The sequence below is a fragment of the Kitasatospora sp. NPDC001119 genome (genome assembly GCF_053598475.1).
The window spans coordinates 107384-123350 of sequence record NZ_JBSFKI010000018.1; the positions used below are offsets into that span (position 1 = coordinate 107384).

The following is a 15967-nucleotide window of genomic DNA, read 5'->3' on the forward strand; positions in this document are numbered from 1 at the left end:
CCTGATCCGGGCCTTGATCGGACGGCCTGGGTCAGCCCTGCCCGGCCCGGCCCTGTCTGGGAGCCTTACGGGGGGTTCCCAGACGGGGCCGGGTACCGGGTTTTGTTTCGTTTCCTGGCCCTCCCCCGCGTCGTCACTCCGTCCGCAGCGCCGTGACCGTCCTGGTGCGGGCCGCCCAGGTGGCCGGGAGGACGGCTCCGAGCAGGGCCAGCACCAGGCCGCCGAGTATCAGCGGCCCCACCACCGACGGGGCGAACACGGCGAGGTCGGCGTCCGGCACCCCGATTCCGGCGGCCCGTGCCATCGCGGGCATCACCCGGTGGTGCACCAGGATGCCGATCGGGACCCCGATCACCCCGGCCGCCAGCCCGCTGCCGCAGACCGAGGTGAGCACCATGCCGACGGTCTGCCGGGGTGACATCCCGAGCGCCTTGAGCACCCCGAGGTCGTGCACCCGCTCCCGGGTGTCCAGCAGCACGGTGTTGAGCACCCCGAGTCCCGCCACCACGGAGAGCAGCAGCGTGAGCGTGCCCGCCAGGGTGTTCATCGCCAGCACCACGATGCTGAGGTGTTCCTCTCCGGGGTCGGCGCTCAGGCCCAGCGGCTTCACGGCCTGGTCCAGCCCGTCGGCGTAGGACTGCGCATCGGTGCCCGGGGTGAGGTCGATGTGGAAGGTGAGCGCCTCGGCGTGGATCGCGCCGCCGAGCGGCGCCAGCGTGGACCGGTCCGTGAACACCAGGTCGTTGGTGGTCAGGACCTCGCCGGTGATCTTCGCCGGGGTGCTGCGTCCGTGGTCGGTGAGGGTGACGGTGTCACCGACCTTCGCCTGGGTGGCCCGCAGGGTGGCGGCGGCCACCACGACCTCGCCGGGGCCGTGGAACCAGCGGCCGGAGACCAGTTGGAAGCCGCTCCAGGAGGTGTCGCCGCTGAACGCGACCACTTCGGAGCGCCCGGTGCTGCCGGCCAGGGCGGCCGGGGTCGGGACGGTGCTGTACCAGGCCCGGGTGCCCGGGCGGGAGTCGACGGCCCTGGCCACGGCCGCCTCGTCCACGTGGTCGGCGGACGGCGCGGAGCCGTCGAACGGGGTCTGGACCACCACCTTGCCCGCGCGGTCGGCCGCCAGACCGTCCTGGATCGAGCCCAGCGAGAGCGTCAGGCCGACGCAGAGGGTGACCCCGACCGTGCCGAGCACCACGGCGGCCCCGGTGGTCGCCGAGCGGCCCGGCCGGTTGAGCGGGGAGGCCAGCCCGAGGCTGAGCGCCCGTGGCACCGGCAGCCGGCCGATCAGCTCCTGCGCCCGGGACACCGGGCCCACCGCCCCCGCCCCACCGACCGTGCCGCGGGCGGCTGCCCGCTTGGCGCCCGGCGCCGTCCGGCCGACCGCGAGCGCCTCCACCGTCCGCAGCCGCCCGGCCCGCAGCGCCGGTACCAGCGCGGTGCCCGCCACCGCCCCCAGGGCCGCCACCGCGACCACGACGTCCACCCAGACCGGGATGCCGAGCAGCCCGCCGCGCAGGGCCTTGTGAGCCAGCCCGAGGACCGGTACGGACAGCAGGTTGCCGAGGAGCACACCGAGCGCCGTGCCGACCCCGGCGGGTATCAGCGCCTGGCCGACGTAGGCGCGCGCCACCTGGGCCGGGGTGAAGCCCAGGGACTTGAGGATGCCGATCCGCCGGGTGGCGGCGCTGACGGCGCCGCTGACCACGACTCCGATGATCAGCACCGACATGGCCAGGCCGAGCACCCCGAAGGCCGTGACGAACGGGACGAAGGTCGAGGCCGTCCGGTTCGCCTCCTCCTGGGCGGGCCGGTAGGAGGTGGCCCTGGCGAGCGCCCCGCCCGGGACCGCGGCGGCCAGTGCGGCACGGTCGGCCTCCACCTCGGCGTCGCCGCCGGCGTGGGCGAAGCGGTAGAGGTACTGGACGGAGGGCTCCGTGCCGGGCGCCGTCAGCCCGGCCACCTGCTCCGGGGCGACCCAGCCGTCCGCGCTCCAGGAGACCGAGGCCGCCAGGCCGACGACCTTGAGCGTCGGGTGCCCCGGCAGCTCCGGGAACTCCATGCTGTCGCCGACCGCCAGCGGGGAGTGCCCGTCCAGGAACACCACCTCGCCGGGGCCGGCGACCCAGCGGCCCCTGGTGATCCGCAGGCCGTCCAGCGGGCCGTCCTGGGCGCGGCCGACCAGCGTCATCGGCGGCAGCGGGCTCCCGGCCGGCGGGATCCGGGTATCGGGGCCGGAGCGCGGCTGGACGGCGACCGCCTGGTAGGGGCCGGCCGAGGCCGTCACGCCGGGCGCGTGGGTCGTCGCGGCGAGCTGGGCGGGGCTCGCCCTGGCCCGGTCGTACAGCACGTTGAGGTGGGCGCCGCGCTGGTCGGCGAAGGAGCGCTGGTACGGGCCTTGGGCGGCGACCAGCAGCCCGAGCGCGAGGATGCACGCCGTCACGGACACCATCGTGGTGAGCACCATCACCAGGGTCTGCACCCGCCGGCGGCCGACCCCGGCGCGCACCACCTTGCCGAGCGCGCTCATCGGCCACCGCCCGGTGCCGGCACGGCCGCCGTGTCCCGGACCAGCCGGCCGTCGAGCAGTTCGATCGTCCGGTCGGCGCAGGCCTCGGCGAGCGCGGTGTCATGGGTGACCAGCAGGATCGTCTGGCCCTCCGCGTTGAGCCCGCGCAGCAGGTCGCGGACGTCGGCGGCGGAGGCGGTGTCCAGCGCCCCGGTGGGCTCGTCGGCCAGCAGCAGCGGCGGACGGTTCATCAGCGCCCGGGCGACCGCGACCCGCTGGCGCTCCCCGCCGGAGAGCCGGCCGGGGAAGGCCTTGGCGTGCCGGGCCACCCCCAGCCGCTCCAGCAGCTCCCCGGCCCGGGCCCGCGCCTGCTCCCGCCGCATCCCGGCCAGCTGGGCCGGGAGCAGCACGTTGTCCTCCGCGGTGAGGTCGTCCAGCAGGTTGAAGAACTGGAACACCATGCCGATCCGGGCCCGCCGGTACTCGGCCAGCGCGGCCTCGCCGAGCCGGTGCACGGCGACGCCGTCCACCTCCACCTCGCCCTCGCTCGGGCGGTCGAGGCCGGCGATCAGGTTCAGCAGGGTGGACTTGCCGCTGCCCGAACGGCCGAGCACGGCAAGTGCCTCTCCGGCCCGGACCTCCAGGTCGAGCCCGGCCAGGGCGGGACGGGCGGCGTCGGATCGGTCGTACGTCTTGCTGACGCCGCGGATCCGGATGATCGGCGCGTTCACGGGCCCTCCACTGTTCGGCGTCCGGCCCCGGGAAGCCCAGGCCGGCTGACGGAACATCACGCTACGAATCGGCGGCGGGGTGCCGACAGCCGTCTGGACGGCCTCTGCGGGGTGTATCCAGATACACCCCGAACTGGGTGTTCAGGCCTAGAGCACCAGGGGCCCCGGCCGGGCAGACTGACCCAGCGAAAGATCGGAACCGGGGTCCGCGGGGCCCCGGAACGACAGCTTCGGAACCGCGGCTTCGGGCCGCGGCACCGCGGTCTCCGGGCGGGGCCGCGTAAGGGAGAGGGGGCGCGTCATGGACGCGGGAGTGCTGAACGGACTGGCCCTGCGGGTCGGCCGGGCGTGTGCGGACGGGGTGCGCGCCTGGTACGCGGTGACGCTGGCCGTGACGGGGTTCCTCGCACTGCTGGCGGGGCCGGTCCTGCTGGCCTCCGCGCTGTTCGGTCCGGACGAGCCCGGGGGCTTCACCCCGGGCGGGCCGCTGATCCTGGCGGTGCCGATGGCACCGGTCGCCCTGTGGGCGCTCTGCTGGGCCACCGGGGGCGGCGGCCGGGCGGTCGGCGCCGCGCTGTTCGCTCCGGGGACGATAGCGCTGATGGCGGCCCACCTCTACGGCGGTGCGGCGCCGGGCGGCCGGTCCGGTTCGGTCTGGCTGGCGCCCGCACTGCTGGTGCTCGGGCTGTTCGGCGCCCGCTGGATCGCGACGGAGAGCAGGCGCACCGTCGGGAAGTGGAGCGGGCGGCCGATACCGGTGCCGTACCGCCGGCCGGTCCGCGCCGGGGCCTGGCCGCGGCTGCGGGACGGCGGCTGGCTCACCGACCCGGCGACCTGGCGGGACTTCGCCTGGACGCTGCTCACCGGCGCCACCGTGCTGCTCACCGCCGCGATCGTCGTGCTGACCCCGGTCGCCCTGGAGGTCTTCGGCCGGAACGGACCGTTCTTCGCCCTGGGCGTCGTCTACTCGATGGGCCTGACCATCGCCCCGTTGGCCGTCCTGTGGGCCGCCCCGCCGGCCCTGCGGATCCACGAGAAGGCCGCCCGGGCCCTGCTCGGGCCCTCCCGCCGGGCCGAGCTGGCCCGCCAGGTCAGCCATCTCGCGCGGACCAGGGCGGACACCATCGACGCCGGCGCGGCCGAGCTGCGCCGGATCGAGCGGGACCTGCACGACGGGGCGCAGGCCCGGCTGGTCGCACTGGGCATGCTGCTGACCGTGGCCGAGCAGCTGAAGGACGACCCGGACGCCCTCGGGCCGCTGCTGGCCGAGGCCCGGCTGTCCTCTGTGAAGGCGCTGGGCGAGCTGCGGGACCTGGTCCGCGGGATCCACCCCCCGGTGCTCGCCGACCGCGGCCTGGCCGACGCGGTGCGGGCGACGGCGCTGGACCTGCCGCTGCCGGTCGGCTTCACCGGCGGCCTGCCCGGCCGGGCTCCCGCCCCGGTGGAGTCGGCCGCCTACTTCGCGGTGACGGAGCTGCTGGCCAACGTGGTGAAGCACGCCGGGGCCTCGCGGGTGTGGATCGAGATAGGGCACAGTGACGGGCTGCTGCGGATATCGGTCACCGACGACGGGCGCGGCGGCGCCGAGCCGTCCCGGGGGACCGGCCTCAGCGGAACCGAACGCCGACTGGCCGCCTTCGACGGGGTGCTCGCGATCAGCAGCCCGCCCGGTGGGCCGACCATCGTGAACCTGGAGATCCCGTGCGCGTTGTCATCGCCGAAGACCTCTTCCTCCTCCGGGACGGACTGACCCGGCTGCTGGAGGCCAACGGCATGAAGGTCACCGCGGCGGTGGAGGACGGCGAGCAGCTGCTCGCCGCGGTGGCCGCGGACCGGCCCGACATCGCCGTGGTGGACGTCCGGCTGCCGCCGAGCTTCACCGACGAAGGGCTGCGGGCGGCGCTGGCGGCCCGTCAGGCCCACCCGGGCCTGCCCGTCCTGGTGCTGTCGCAGTTCGTGGAGCAGCTGTACGCCCGCGAGCTGCTGGCCGGCAGCACCGGCGGGATCGGCTACCTGCTCAAGGACCGGGTGATGGACGGCACCCAGTTCATCGACGCCGTTCGGCGGGTCGCCCAGGGCGGCACCGCGATGGACCCGGAGGTGATCACCCGGCTGCTCACCCACAACTCCTCGGCCGGCCCGGTCTCCACGCTCTCCCCGCGCGAGCGGCAGGTGCTCGGACTGATGGCGGAGGGCCGGTCCAATGCGGCGATCGCCCAGCAGCTGGTGATCACCGAGCGGGCCGTCGCCAAGCACACCGCATCGATCTTCGTCCGGCTCGACCTCCAGCCCTCCGATGACGACAACCGCCGGGTCCTGGCCGTCCTGGCCTACCTCAACAACTCCTGAACGACTCCCGAACGACTCCCGAAAGGAGCCGCCACCGCCCACACTCCGGCGCCACCGTCCCACAACTTGATAGATCACCGACAAATGGCGAGTGGCCCTCCGCTGCAGGGGGCTCGCCTGCCGCAGAACGGGTCAATTAGGCTGGTGGGGTGCTCATCCTTGTTCGCCGCCGCCACGTGGACCTGCTCCGCGTGACGACCATGTCCTGTCGACGCTCCGGCTGAACCTCGCGCCACCCACCCTCAACGGCGACCCCTGCCCGGCCGCCACCACCTCCCGGCCCCGGAGCACCCGCCGCACCAGGCACAGCTCCGGCCGCCCCCGGTCGACCACCGGGACCAGCCGGGACGAGACCCAGCGGATGTCACACATGACGCAGCAGTACACGCCCATATCCGAGACCGGCACCGGCACCGGCTCCCCCTCGGCGGAAGCCCCCTCGGCGGACGCCCTCCCGGTGATCGACCTCTCGCTCGCCGACGGCAGCCCGGACGATCGCCGCCGCCTGCACGACGAGCTCCGCGCCGCGGCCACCGGCATGGGGTTCTTCCAGCTGGTCGGCCACGGCGTCACCCCGGAGGAGACGGCCGCACTCGCCCGGGCCATGCGCGCCTTCTTCGCCCTCCCCGAGGCCGACCGGCTCGCCGTGAGCAACCTCAACTCCCCCCACTACCGGGGCTACACCCGCACCGGCGACGAGCGCACCGGCGGCAGCCAGGACTGGCGCGACCAGCTGGACATCGGCGCCGAGCTGCCCCCGCACGTTCCCGGCAGCGGCGAGCCCCCGTACTGGTGGCTGGAGGGGCCCAACCAGTGGCCCGAGGCCCTCCCCGAGCTGCGCACCGCCGCGCTCGGCTGGATCGACCACCTCGGCGCGGTCGCCCGCCGCCTGCTGCGCGAACTCCTCGCCGCGATCGGCGCCCGCCCCGACTTCTACGACGAGGCCTTCGCGGGCCACCCCCACCTGCGCCTCAAGCTGGTCCGCTACCCCGGCACCGCCCCGGACGGCGCCGGCCAGGGCGTGGGCGCCCACAAGGACTACGGCTTCATCACCCTGCTGCTGCAGGACACCGTCGGCGGCCTCCAGGTCGAGCGCGCGGACGGCACCTTCCTCGAGGTCCCGCCGCTCGACGGCGCCTTCGTCGTCAACCTCGGCGAGCTGCTGGAGGTGGCCACGGACGGTTACCTCAAGGCCACCAACCACCGCGTGGTGAGCCCGGTCGGCGCCCGCGAGCGCTTCTCGGTGCCGTTCTTCTACAACCCCCGCCTCGACGCCCACATCGAGCCGCTGGACTTCCCCCTCGCCCACCACGCCCCCGGCGCCACCGCCGACCCGGCCAACCCACTCTTCGCCGACTTCGGCCTCAACGAGTGGAAGGGCTACACCAGGGCCCACCCCGAGGTCACCCGCCGCCACCACGCCGCCCTCGCCTGACCCCCGGTACCGCCGCAACCCCGACGCCGCACTCCCGACGCCCCGCCCACACCCGCCACACCTGTCACTCCCGAAGAGACCGCAACTGGCGCGCCCCCGAACCAGGGGGCGCGCCAATTCAAAGAGCCGATCCGACCCAACAAATTTGCATGCAAATAACACATCCTTAAAGGCATTTGGCAATATTCAGCCCAAGGCCAAAGCAACCAAAAAAGACTGGCCCGCCAATTGCCCCCACCCCTAAGATCCCCCCAAGGAATCGAGGATTTTATACAGGGTCGATTTCAGAAGGAGGCAGAAATGTCAGGCCAGAGCCCGGGGTACGACTACTGGTTCCGCATGGAAATCGAGGTGAGCGGAACGCCCGGCGGTCGAGAACAGCTCCGAGAGTTGCTGACACAGCGCAGGTGGGTGGTGTCGCCAACAGGCCGAGCCGAAAGGGGCAGTGTGGCGGAAGCCTGGATCGTCGAGGTCGGTGTCACCGGTTCCTTCTGGGGGTCGGCGCTGGCGGCGAGAAGCACGTTTCTCCACGCGTGCCGACAGGCGCCCGTCTCGGTCGACCTGCTGATCCAGGAGCCCGCCACACCCTCCGACCCACCGCGAACCAGGTGGCTCACCCACCGGCCTGTACCGCAAGCCGTCCGACCAGCCTGGCTTCGCTGGTCGTTGCTGCGCACCAGGCTCTTCGACACCGGACGTGAGATCTTCCTTCCGTCCGGGCCCAACGTCGAAGCGGCCGCGCGACTCGCGGCGGTCCGCCCGCTGACGACCGCCCACACCCCGCCGCACAACGCGCTTCCCCGCCTGGTCGGCTCGCCGTCCGCCGCGGAACGAGCGCCTCACCCTCAGCAGTACCTGGTGCCCGAACGGATCGCCTTTCCTCTGGTCATCCACACATCCATGGTTTTGCTGCTCCTGTCCGTGTGCCTCGGCGCAGCCCATCTGCATCCACTGGCCAAAGCAGCGTCCGTACTGCTGCTCCCCCTCCTCCTGGGTGCGCCGGCCTCCCTCCTGGCCGCTCGCCACGGATCCCAGCCCTCGCGCCGCGGCCACCTGACCCGCGCGGCCTGCGGCTGGCTCATCGGCTTCGTCCTCAGCCTCCCCGGGTTGTTGATCGGATGGCGCATGCCGAACGGCCTCGCCCTCTCCTGGGCGCTGTTCGCCGCGTACCTCACCGGTAACGGTCTCCGTCTGCTGTTCCGCAACCTGTCGTGGAAGGTGACAGCCGCCTGGCTCATCCCGGCGCTGATCCCCCTGGCACTCTCCGCGCTACCCGTCCCCGGGATCTCCTTGTACACCTACTACCTCGACCATTTCGGTATCAGTCGCGAAGAGGTTTTCATCGCCGGGAGCTGGCAGTTCATCGCCATGACGAAGGCTCTGATCGTCGCCGCCGGCCCCGTCGTCGTCCTGGGATTCCTGGGGTACGCGCGGCACTTCCACGCGCTCCGGACCACGGCCGGACTCTCGGTCGGTGTGTCCCTGCTGTGCACGGCTCTGGTGCTCACGATCGGCCTACTCTGGGGACAGGTCCTGAATCCGGCCGCGCGCGCGGCCGCCACGGCGGCGACCGAAGTGACGGCTGGCCGGCAACCGACCCCATACTTCGGCCTCGCTCCGCGCCGAGTCTGCCTCCGTCCGGCCGACTCCCCCGCTCTTCCGTTCCAGGGCACGGCGGTCGACGTCACCCATGCGTACGCCGCCTTTCCCGCGTCAGGCGACTGGATCAGGCTCTGGGACTCCACCAACCAGCACTCAGTCGTCGTGAAACGGGAGCACTGGCAGATCACGGAGTCCACCGACCGGATCTGCCCCGCATAGCTACTGGTACAGGGCAGCCGGTACACGGCGCCGGGCTGCCCCTCCCATGGACCAGGTCATCCTCCACTGTCACACTGCTGCTGTCACAGCAGGAGTGTGCCAGCGCGGGAGGCGGCGGATGGGGGAGCACGGCGGGGTGGGGGGCGGAGTGCGGCTGACGGTGGACGAGCTGGCGGCGCGGGCCGGGGTGACGGTGCGGACGGTGCGGTTCTACGGGACGAAGGGGCTGCTGCCGCCGCCGGAGCTGGGGCCGCGGCGGGTGGGTCTGTACGGGGCGGCGCACCTGGACCGGCTGGAGCTGATCGAGGAGTTGCAGCGGCAGGGCCTGACGCTGGCCGCGATCGAGCGGTACCTGGCGCGGTTGCCGGAGGACAGTACGCCGCTGGACCTGGCGATCCACCGTGCGCTGGTGGCGTCGTGGACGCCGGAGGCCCCGGAGGAGGTCACCCGGGCGCAGCTGGAGCGGCGGGCCGGGCGGGGTCTGACGGAGGGGCAGGTCGAGCGGCTCGCCGCGATGGGGGCGCTGGAGCGGACGCGGGATCCGGACGTGTTCCGGGTGGATCCCGGGCTGCTGCCGCTGGGCGTGCGGATCCTGGACGTGCCGATCCCGTTGGAGACGCTGCTGGCCGCCCGGGCGGTGGTGCTGGAGCACAGCCGGGCGACGGCACGGGAGTTGCAGCGGCTGTTCCGCGAGACGGTGTGGAAGCCGTACCGGGAGAGCGAGCCCGCGCCCGCCGAGCTGGCCCGGATGCGGGCGCTGACGGACCACATCCAGCCGATGGTGGCGCAGGCGCTGGTCACGGCATTCCAGCGCTCGCTGCGGGAGGAACTGGGCGAGGAGCTGAGCCGGGAGTCGGACCAGGAGTCGGGCCAGGAGTCGGGCCTGGAACCCGGGTGAGGCCGTACGGGCCACGGCCTCACCCAAGTCCGAGCAGGTCAGCAGGTCGGCAGATCGGTAGGTCGGCAGGCCGACCGGTCAGTCCGTGAAAGTCCGCCCCTCGGCCGCGACCCGCTCCAGCAGCGCCGGCGGCGCGAACCGCTCGCCGTACGCGGCGGCGAGTTCGCGGGCGCGGGCCGCGAAGCCGGCCGGGCCGCCCTCGTACCCGTTGATGTACTGGAACACGCCGCCCGTCCAGGCCGGGAAGCCGATGCCGAGGATCGAGCCCACGTTGGCGTCGGCGACCGAGGTCAGCACGCCCTCCTCCAGGCAGCGCACCGAGTCGAGCGCCTCGCTGAACAGCATCCGCTCCTTGAGGTCCTCGAACGGGACGTCCCCCGGGGCGTCCCCCAGAGCACCGGCCCGAGCACCGGAGAAGTGCTCCAGCAGCCCCGGCCAGAGCCGCCCGCGCCTGCCGTCCTCGCCGTACTCGTAGAAGCCAGCGCCGCCGCTGCGCCCCGGGCGGCCGAACTCGTCGACCATCCGGTCGACCACCGCGTCCGCCGGGTGCGGCGTCCAGCTGCCGCCGACGGCCTCCACCGAGCGCCGGTACTCGTCGCGGATCTTGCGCGGCAGGGTGAGGGTCAGCTCGTCCATCAGGGAGAGCACCTTGGCCGGGTAGCCGGCCTGGGCGGCGGCCTGTTCGATGCTGGACGGGTGGATGCCCTCGCCGACCATGGCGACGCCCTCGTTGAGGAACTGGCCGATCACCCGCGAGGTGAAGAAGCCGCGGGAGTCGTTCACCACGATCGGGGTGCGGTCGATCTGCCGGACCAGGTCGAAGGCTCGGGCCAGCGCCTCGTCGCCGGTGCGCGGGCCGCGGATGATCTCGACCAGGCGCATCTTGTCGACCGGCGAGAAGAAGTGCAGCCCGATGAAGTCGCCCTGGCGCTCGACGCCTTCGGCGAGCAGGCCGATCGGCAGGGTGGACGTGTTGGAGCAGAGCAGCGTGTCGGGGCCGACCACGCCCTCGATCTCCTGGAACACCTTGTGCTTGAGCTCGGTGTTCTCGAAGACCGCCTCGATCACCACGTCGCAGCCGGCCAGGTCGGCGGCCTCGGCGGTGGGGGTGATCCGGGCCAGCAGCTCGTCGCGGTCGGCCTCGGTGGAGCGCCCGCGCGCGACGGCCTTGTTCAACAGCCCCTCGGAGTAGGCCTTTCCGCGCTCGGCGGCCTCGATGCCGACGTCCTTGAGCACGACCTCGATGCCGGCCTTGGCGCAGGCGTAGGCGATGCCCGCGCCCATCATCCCGGCGCCGAGCACCGCGACCTTGCGGACCGGCCGCTTCTCGACGCCCTTCGGGCGTCCGGCACCGGAGTTGACCGCCTGCATGTCGAAGAACAGCGCCTGGATCATGTTCTTGCTGGTCTGCCCGCAGGCCAGCTCGGTGAAGTAGCGGGCCTCGATCGTCATCGCGGTGTCGACGTCCACCTGGGCGCTCTCCACCGCGGCGGCCAGGACGTTGCGCGGGGCCGGGTAGGGCGCGCCGTTGAGCTGCTTGCGCAGGTTGGCCGGGAAGGCGGGCAGGTTGGCGGCGAAGGCCGGGGTGGCCGGGGTGCCGCCGGGGATCTTGTAGCCCTTGACGTCCCAGGGCTGGACGGCGGTCGGGTTGGCCTCGATCCAGGCCTTCGCGCGGGCGGTCAACTCCTCCGGGGTGTCGACCAGTTCGTGCACCAGTCCGTGCTCCAGCGCCTGCGCCGGGCGGTACTGGCGGCCCTGGAGGAGGAACTTCAGCAGGGCGTCGGTGATGCCGAACAGCCGGACCGTACGGACCACTCCGCCACCACCCGGCAGCAGGCCGAGGGTGACCTCGGGCAGGCCGATCCGGCTGGCCGGGGTGTCGAGCGCGATCCGGTGGTGGCAGGCGAGGGCGAGCTCCAGGCCGCCGCCGAGCGCGCTGCCGTTGACGGCGGCGACGACCGGCTTGCCGAGGGTCTCCAGGGTGCGCAGCGCGCGCTTGATCCGCATCGACTTCTCGAAGACGGCCTCGGCGTCCTCGGGTCGGGCGGCGGAGAGCATCCGCAGGTCTCCCCCGGCGAAGAAGGTCTTCTTGCCGGAGGCGATCACCACGCCGCGCAGCGCGTCCGCGGCGGCCAGGGCGGCGAGCCGCTCGACGACGGTCTCGAAGTCGGCGGTGAAGGCCTCGTTCATGGTGTTGACGGACTGGGTGGGGTCGTCGAGGACGAGGGTGACCACGCCGTCCTGGTCCTGCTCCCAGCGGATGGTGGTGGTGTCGCTCATCAAGTTCTCCAGGTCTACCGGTCTGCAGAGGGAGGTACCACGCGCAGCGTGTCCCGCGAAGGGAGGCGGCGGGCGACGCGTGGGCTCAGATGCGCTCGACGATGGTGGCGATGCCCATGCCGCCGCCCACGCAGAGGGTGATCAGGCCGTACCGCAGGTCGCGCCGCTCCAGTTCGTCGACCACGGTGCCGAGCAGCATCGCGCCGGTGGCGCCGAGCGGGTGGCCGAGCGCGATCGCGCCGCCGTTGACGTTCACCTGGTCGTGGCGGAAGCCGAGTTCGCGGATGAAGCGGAGGGCGACCGCGGCGAAGGCCTCGTTGATCTCGACCAGGTCGATGTCGGCGGCGGTGAGCCCGGCCTTGGCGAGCGCCTTGCGGGTGGCCGGGGCGGGGCCGGTGAGCATGATGGTCGGCTCGGAGCCGGAGACGGCGGCGGAGACGATCCGGGCGCGCGGGCGCAGCCCGTACCGCTCGCCGACCTCGCGGTTGCCGATGGCCACCAGCGCGGCACCGTCCACGATGCCGGAGGAGTTGCCCGCGTGGTGGACGTGGTCGATGGCCTCGACCCAGTGGTACTTCTGGAGGGCGACGGCGTCGAAGCCGCCGGCCTCGCCGATGCCGGCGAAGGACGGCTTGAGGCCGGCCAGGGTCTCGACGGTGGTGCCGGGGCGGATGAACTCGTCGCGCTCCAGCACGACCAGGCCGTTGCGGTCGCGCACCGGGACGACCGAGCGGTCGAACAGGCCGTCCGCCTGGGCCTTGGCGGCGCGGGCCTGGGACTCGGCGGCGAAGGCGTCCACGTCGGTGCGGGAGAAGCCCTCGATGGTGGCGATGAGGTCGGCGCCGATGCCCTGCGGGGCGAAATCGGTCTCGTACGCGGTCATCGGGTCGGCGAACCAGGCGCCGCCGTCGGAGGCCATCTTCACCCGGGACATCGACTCCACGCCGCCGGCCAGGACCAGGTCCTCCCAGCCGGAACGGACCTTGGCGGCGGCCAGGTTGACGGCTTCCAGGCCGGAGGCACAGAAGCGGTTCTCCTGGACGCCGGCGACGGTGTCGGGCAGGCCGGCCGCGATGGCCGCGATCCGGGCGATGTCGGAGCCCTGGTCGCCGACCGGGCTGACCACGCCGAGCACGATGTCGTCGATCGCGGCCGGGTCCAACCCGGGGTAGCGGCCGCGCAGTTCGTGGATCAGGCCGACGACCAGGTCGATCGGCTTGGTGCCGTGCAGCGAGCCGGTGGCCTTGCCCCGGCCGCGCGGGGTGCGGATCGCGTCGTAGACGTACGCTTCGGTGGTCACGGTGGGAACGCCTTTCAGCGGGTTTTCGGGGCGGGGGGCTTGTTCGGGGCGGGGACTCTGGGGGCTCGGAAGGACGGAGGCGCTCAGCCGAGGATGGAGCGGCCCACGATCTCCTTCATGATCTCGGTGGTACCGCCGTAGATGGTCTGGATGCGGCCGTCGGTGAACGCCCGGGCGACCGGGAACTCGCTCATGTAGCCGTAGCCGCCGTGCAGTTGGAGACAGCGGTCGGCGGTGCGCTTCTGCAGTTCGGTGGCCCACCACTTGGCCATCGAGGCGTCCGCCGGGGTGAGCGCCCAGCGGTTGTGCTCAGTGATGCAGCGGTCCACGAAGGCGCGGGTGACGGCGCACTCGGTGGCCAGTTCGGCGATCTCGAAGCGGACGTGCTGGAGTTTGGCGAGCGGACGGCCGAAGGCCTCGCGCTGCTTGACGTAGTCGGTGGTGATCTCGACCAGGTACTCGGCGCCGGCGATCGCCGCGGCGGCGATGGTGAGCCGCTCCTGGGCGAGGTTCTGCATCAGGTGGACGAAGCCGCCGTTGAGCTCGCCGATCAGGTTCTCCTTCGGCACCCGGACGTCCTCGAAGAACAACTCGGCGGTGTCCTGGGCCTTCTGGCCGATCTTGTCGAGGTTGCGGCCGCGCTCGAAACCGGGCGTGCCGCGCTCGACGGCCAGCAGGCTCAGCCCGTGGGCGCCGCCCTCGGGGGTGGTGCGGGCGACCACGATCACCAGGTCGGCGAGGATGCCGTTGGAGATGAAGGTCTTGGCGCCGTTGAGCAGGAAGTGGTCCCCCTGGTCGACCGCCTGGGTGCGGATGCCCTGGAGGTCGGAGCCGGTGCCGGGCTCGGTCATCGCGATCGCGGTGATCAGCTCGCCCGAGCAGAAGCCGGGCAGCCAGCGGCGCTTCTGCTCCTCGGTGGCGAGCGAGGTGAGGTACGGGCCGATGATGTCGTTGTGCAGGCCGATCGCCAGTCCGGACGCGCCGGCCCGGGCGAACTCCTCGGCCAGTACGGCGGCGTAGCGGAAGTCGGGGGTGCCGCCACCGCCGTACTCCTCGGGGACGGCCAGGCCGAGCAGGCCCTGGCGGCCGGCCGCGAGCCAGGCGGAGCGGTCGACGATGCCGGCCTTCTCCCAGCGGTCGTAGTGCGGCAGCACCTCCTTGGCCAGGAAGGCCCGCACGGTGGCCCGGAAGTCGTCGTGCTGCTCGGTGAAGATCTCGCGCTGCAACGCTACTCTCCTTGCTCTGCCGTGGAGTTGGGGAAGGTGCCGCCGACCCCTGGGGCCGGTACGTCAGGATCGAGAGCGGGGACGCCCCAGTCCCGGGCCACCTCGGCGGTGTCCGCGCCCGGCCGGGCCGGCGGGCGGCGCAGGGCGCCCGGGGTGGCGGAGAAGCGCGGGGCGGGGGCCGGCTGGGTGACGCCGTCCGCCTCGACGTACGTCCCGCGCGCCGACAGGTGGGCGTCCGCCGATGCCTGACGCATCGTCAGGACAGGCTCCACGCAGGCGTCGGAGCCCGCGAAGACGGCCTCCCACTCGGCCCTGGTCCGGGTGGCGAAGCGGGCGGCGATCAGGGCGCGCAGTTCGGGCCAGCGGGCCGGGTCGTACTGGCCGGGCGCGTCCGGGCCCAGCTCCAGCAGCCGGGCGAACTCCGCGTAGAAGCGCGGCTCCAGCGCGCCGACGGCCAGGTGACCGCCGTCGGCCGCCCGGTACACCGCGTAGAAGGGCGCGCCGCCGTCCAGCAGGTTGACGCCCCGGCGGTCCTGCCAGTGGCCGGCCGCGAGCAGGCCCCACAGCATGGAGCCGAGGTGCGCCGCGCCGTCCACGATCGCGGCGTCGACCACCTGCCCGGCGCCGGTGGCGCGGGCGTGGTGCAGCCCGGCGAGCAGGCCGACGACCAGGTAGAGCGAGCCGCCCGCGTAGTCGCCCAGCAGGTTGGCCGGGATACCGGGGGCCTCCTCGGCCCCGCCCGGCGCCGCCACCATCCCGAGCACCCCGGCGACCGCCGCGTACCCGAGGTCGTGCCCGGCCGTCGCCGCCCGGGGGCCGCGCTGCCCCCAGCCGGTCATCCGCCCGTACACCAGCGCCGGATTGCGCGCCAGGCACGCCTCGGGGCCGACCCCGAGCCGCTCCGCGACGCCCGGCCGGTAGCCCTCGATCAGCAGGTCCGCCCGCTCGACCAGGTCCAGCACCCGCCCGGGGCCCTCCGGGGACTTCAGGTCGATCAGCACCGAACGCTTGTTGCGGTTGCTGAGGTCGTACGCCGGGTCCGTACCGAGCGGCGACGGCTCCGGCCGGTCCACCCGCACCACGTCCGCCCCGAGGTCCCCCAGCAGCATCGCCGCGAACGGCCCCGGCCCGATCCCGGCGAGCTCCACCACCCGCACACCCGCCAACGGCCCCCCGGCCTCCGGCGCCCTGCTCGCGTCACCCACTGGCTGCTGAACCCTTCCCGACGGGTTTGACAGTAAAGCTGTCACACTCGGGATGATAGGCAAGCGACCCGCCGGTAACAAGACCTCCAGCCTCGCGCCGAGCCGCCAATTCCCCCTCGACCCAGGCCCGGTGAACCCGGCCACTCCCCGCGCCCACGGAATCACGGAGGGTGGGTCGGTGCACTGACGGAGGCTCCCTGTACGGTCGTCATGCCG

At 73.1% G+C, this 15967-nt stretch carries 11 protein-coding genes; 5 read left to right on the top strand and 6 right to left on the bottom strand.

The window, feature by feature from the left end; translation table 11 throughout:
* Nucleotides 1–133: 133 nt before the first annotated feature.
* Nucleotides 134–2527, bottom strand: coding sequence for an FtsX-like permease family protein (locus ACWDD9_RS22910; RefSeq protein WP_449812533.1), 2394 nt, complete (start codon nucleotides 2525–2527; stop codon nucleotides 134–136).
* Nucleotides 2524–3237 (bottom strand): ABC transporter ATP-binding protein, encoded by a 714-nt coding sequence (locus ACWDD9_RS22915; protein ID WP_234348522.1) that lies wholly within the window; start codon nucleotides 3235–3237, stop codon nucleotides 2524–2526. Before ACWDD9_RS22915 ends, ACWDD9_RS22910 begins: the two co-directional genes overlap by 4 nt.
* 301 nt (nucleotides 3238–3538) lie before the next feature.
* Here ACWDD9_RS22915 and ACWDD9_RS22920 point away from each other — a divergent pair, with 301 nt between their 5' ends.
* From ACWDD9_RS22920 to ACWDD9_RS22940, 5 genes are all read left to right on the top strand, one after another.
* The gene (locus ACWDD9_RS22920) at nucleotides 3539–4987 is read left to right on the top strand and encodes a histidine kinase (protein WP_449812534.1); all 1449 of its coding nucleotides are present in this window, start codon (nucleotides 3539–3541) and stop codon (nucleotides 4985–4987) included.
* The gene (locus ACWDD9_RS22925; RefSeq protein WP_049655241.1) at nucleotides 4939–5586 is read left to right on the top strand and encodes a response regulator; all 648 of its coding nucleotides are present in this window, start codon (nucleotides 4939–4941) and stop codon (nucleotides 5584–5586) included. Before ACWDD9_RS22920 ends, ACWDD9_RS22925 begins: the two co-directional genes overlap by 49 nt.
* A 370-nt stretch (nucleotides 5587–5956) precedes the next feature.
* Complete coding sequence (locus tag ACWDD9_RS22930; protein ID WP_449812535.1) at nucleotides 5957–7021, top strand: isopenicillin N synthase family dioxygenase; 1065 nt, start codon at nucleotides 5957–5959, stop codon at nucleotides 7019–7021.
* Between the two features lie 300 nt (nucleotides 7022–7321).
* Nucleotides 7322–8842: a hypothetical protein gene (locus tag ACWDD9_RS22935; RefSeq protein ID WP_449812536.1), complete on the top strand. Its 1521-nt coding sequence runs from the start codon at nucleotides 7322–7324 to the stop codon at nucleotides 8840–8842.
* Nucleotides 8843–8960: 118 nt separating this feature from the next.
* Nucleotides 8961–9740 carry a MerR family transcriptional regulator gene (locus tag ACWDD9_RS22940; RefSeq protein ID WP_449812537.1) on the top strand — a complete coding sequence of 260 codons (780 nt, stop codon included), beginning with the start codon at nucleotides 8961–8963 and terminating at the stop codon, nucleotides 9738–9740.
* Nucleotides 9741–9818: 78 nt separating this feature from the next.
* On the opposite strand, the gene ACWDD9_RS22945 is transcribed toward ACWDD9_RS22940, so the two are convergent.
* The 4 genes from ACWDD9_RS22945 to ACWDD9_RS22960 form a co-directional block, all read right to left on the bottom strand.
* Nucleotides 9819–12020 carry a 3-hydroxyacyl-CoA dehydrogenase NAD-binding domain-containing protein gene (locus ACWDD9_RS22945; RefSeq protein WP_449812538.1) on the bottom strand — a complete coding sequence of 734 codons (2202 nt, stop codon included), beginning with the start codon at nucleotides 12018–12020 and terminating at the stop codon, nucleotides 9819–9821.
* 85 nt (nucleotides 12021–12105) lie between these two features.
* On the bottom strand, nucleotides 12106–13320 hold the full coding sequence (locus ACWDD9_RS22950; RefSeq protein ID WP_074002249.1) for an acetyl-CoA C-acetyltransferase: 1215 nt from the start codon (nucleotides 13318–13320) through the stop codon (nucleotides 12106–12108).
* Between the two features lie 83 nt (nucleotides 13321–13403).
* A complete protein-coding gene (locus tag ACWDD9_RS22955; protein ID WP_355259289.1) occupies nucleotides 13404–14546 on the bottom strand; it encodes an acyl-CoA dehydrogenase family protein in 1143 nt (380 codons plus the stop codon).
* Nucleotides 14547–14548: 2 nt separating this feature from the next.
* Nucleotides 14549–15751, bottom strand: a complete 1203-nt coding sequence (locus ACWDD9_RS22960) for a CaiB/BaiF CoA transferase family protein (RefSeq protein WP_449812539.1) — start codon at nucleotides 15749–15751, stop codon at nucleotides 14549–14551.
* Nucleotides 15752–15967: the final 216 nt, after the last annotated feature.

Coding starts and splice junctions, on each gene's coding strand:
- ACWDD9_RS22940 (WP_449812537.1), top strand. CDS start 8,961: ATGGGGGAGCACGGCGGGGTGGGGGGCGGAGTGCGGCTGACGGTGGAC.
- ACWDD9_RS22945 (WP_449812538.1), bottom strand. CDS start 12,020: ATGAGCGACACCACCACCATCCGCTGGGAGCAGGACCAGGACGGCGTG.
- ACWDD9_RS22910 (WP_449812533.1), bottom strand. CDS start 2,527: ATGAGCGCGCTCGGCAAGGTGGTGCGCGCCGGGGTCGGCCGCCGGCGG.
- ACWDD9_RS22920 (WP_449812534.1), top strand. CDS start 3,539: ATGGACGCGGGAGTGCTGAACGGACTGGCCCTGCGGGTCGGCCGGGCG.
- ACWDD9_RS22930 (WP_449812535.1), top strand. CDS start 5,957: ATGACGCAGCAGTACACGCCCATATCCGAGACCGGCACCGGCACCGGC.
- ACWDD9_RS22935 (WP_449812536.1), top strand. CDS start 7,322: ATGTCAGGCCAGAGCCCGGGGTACGACTACTGGTTCCGCATGGAAATC.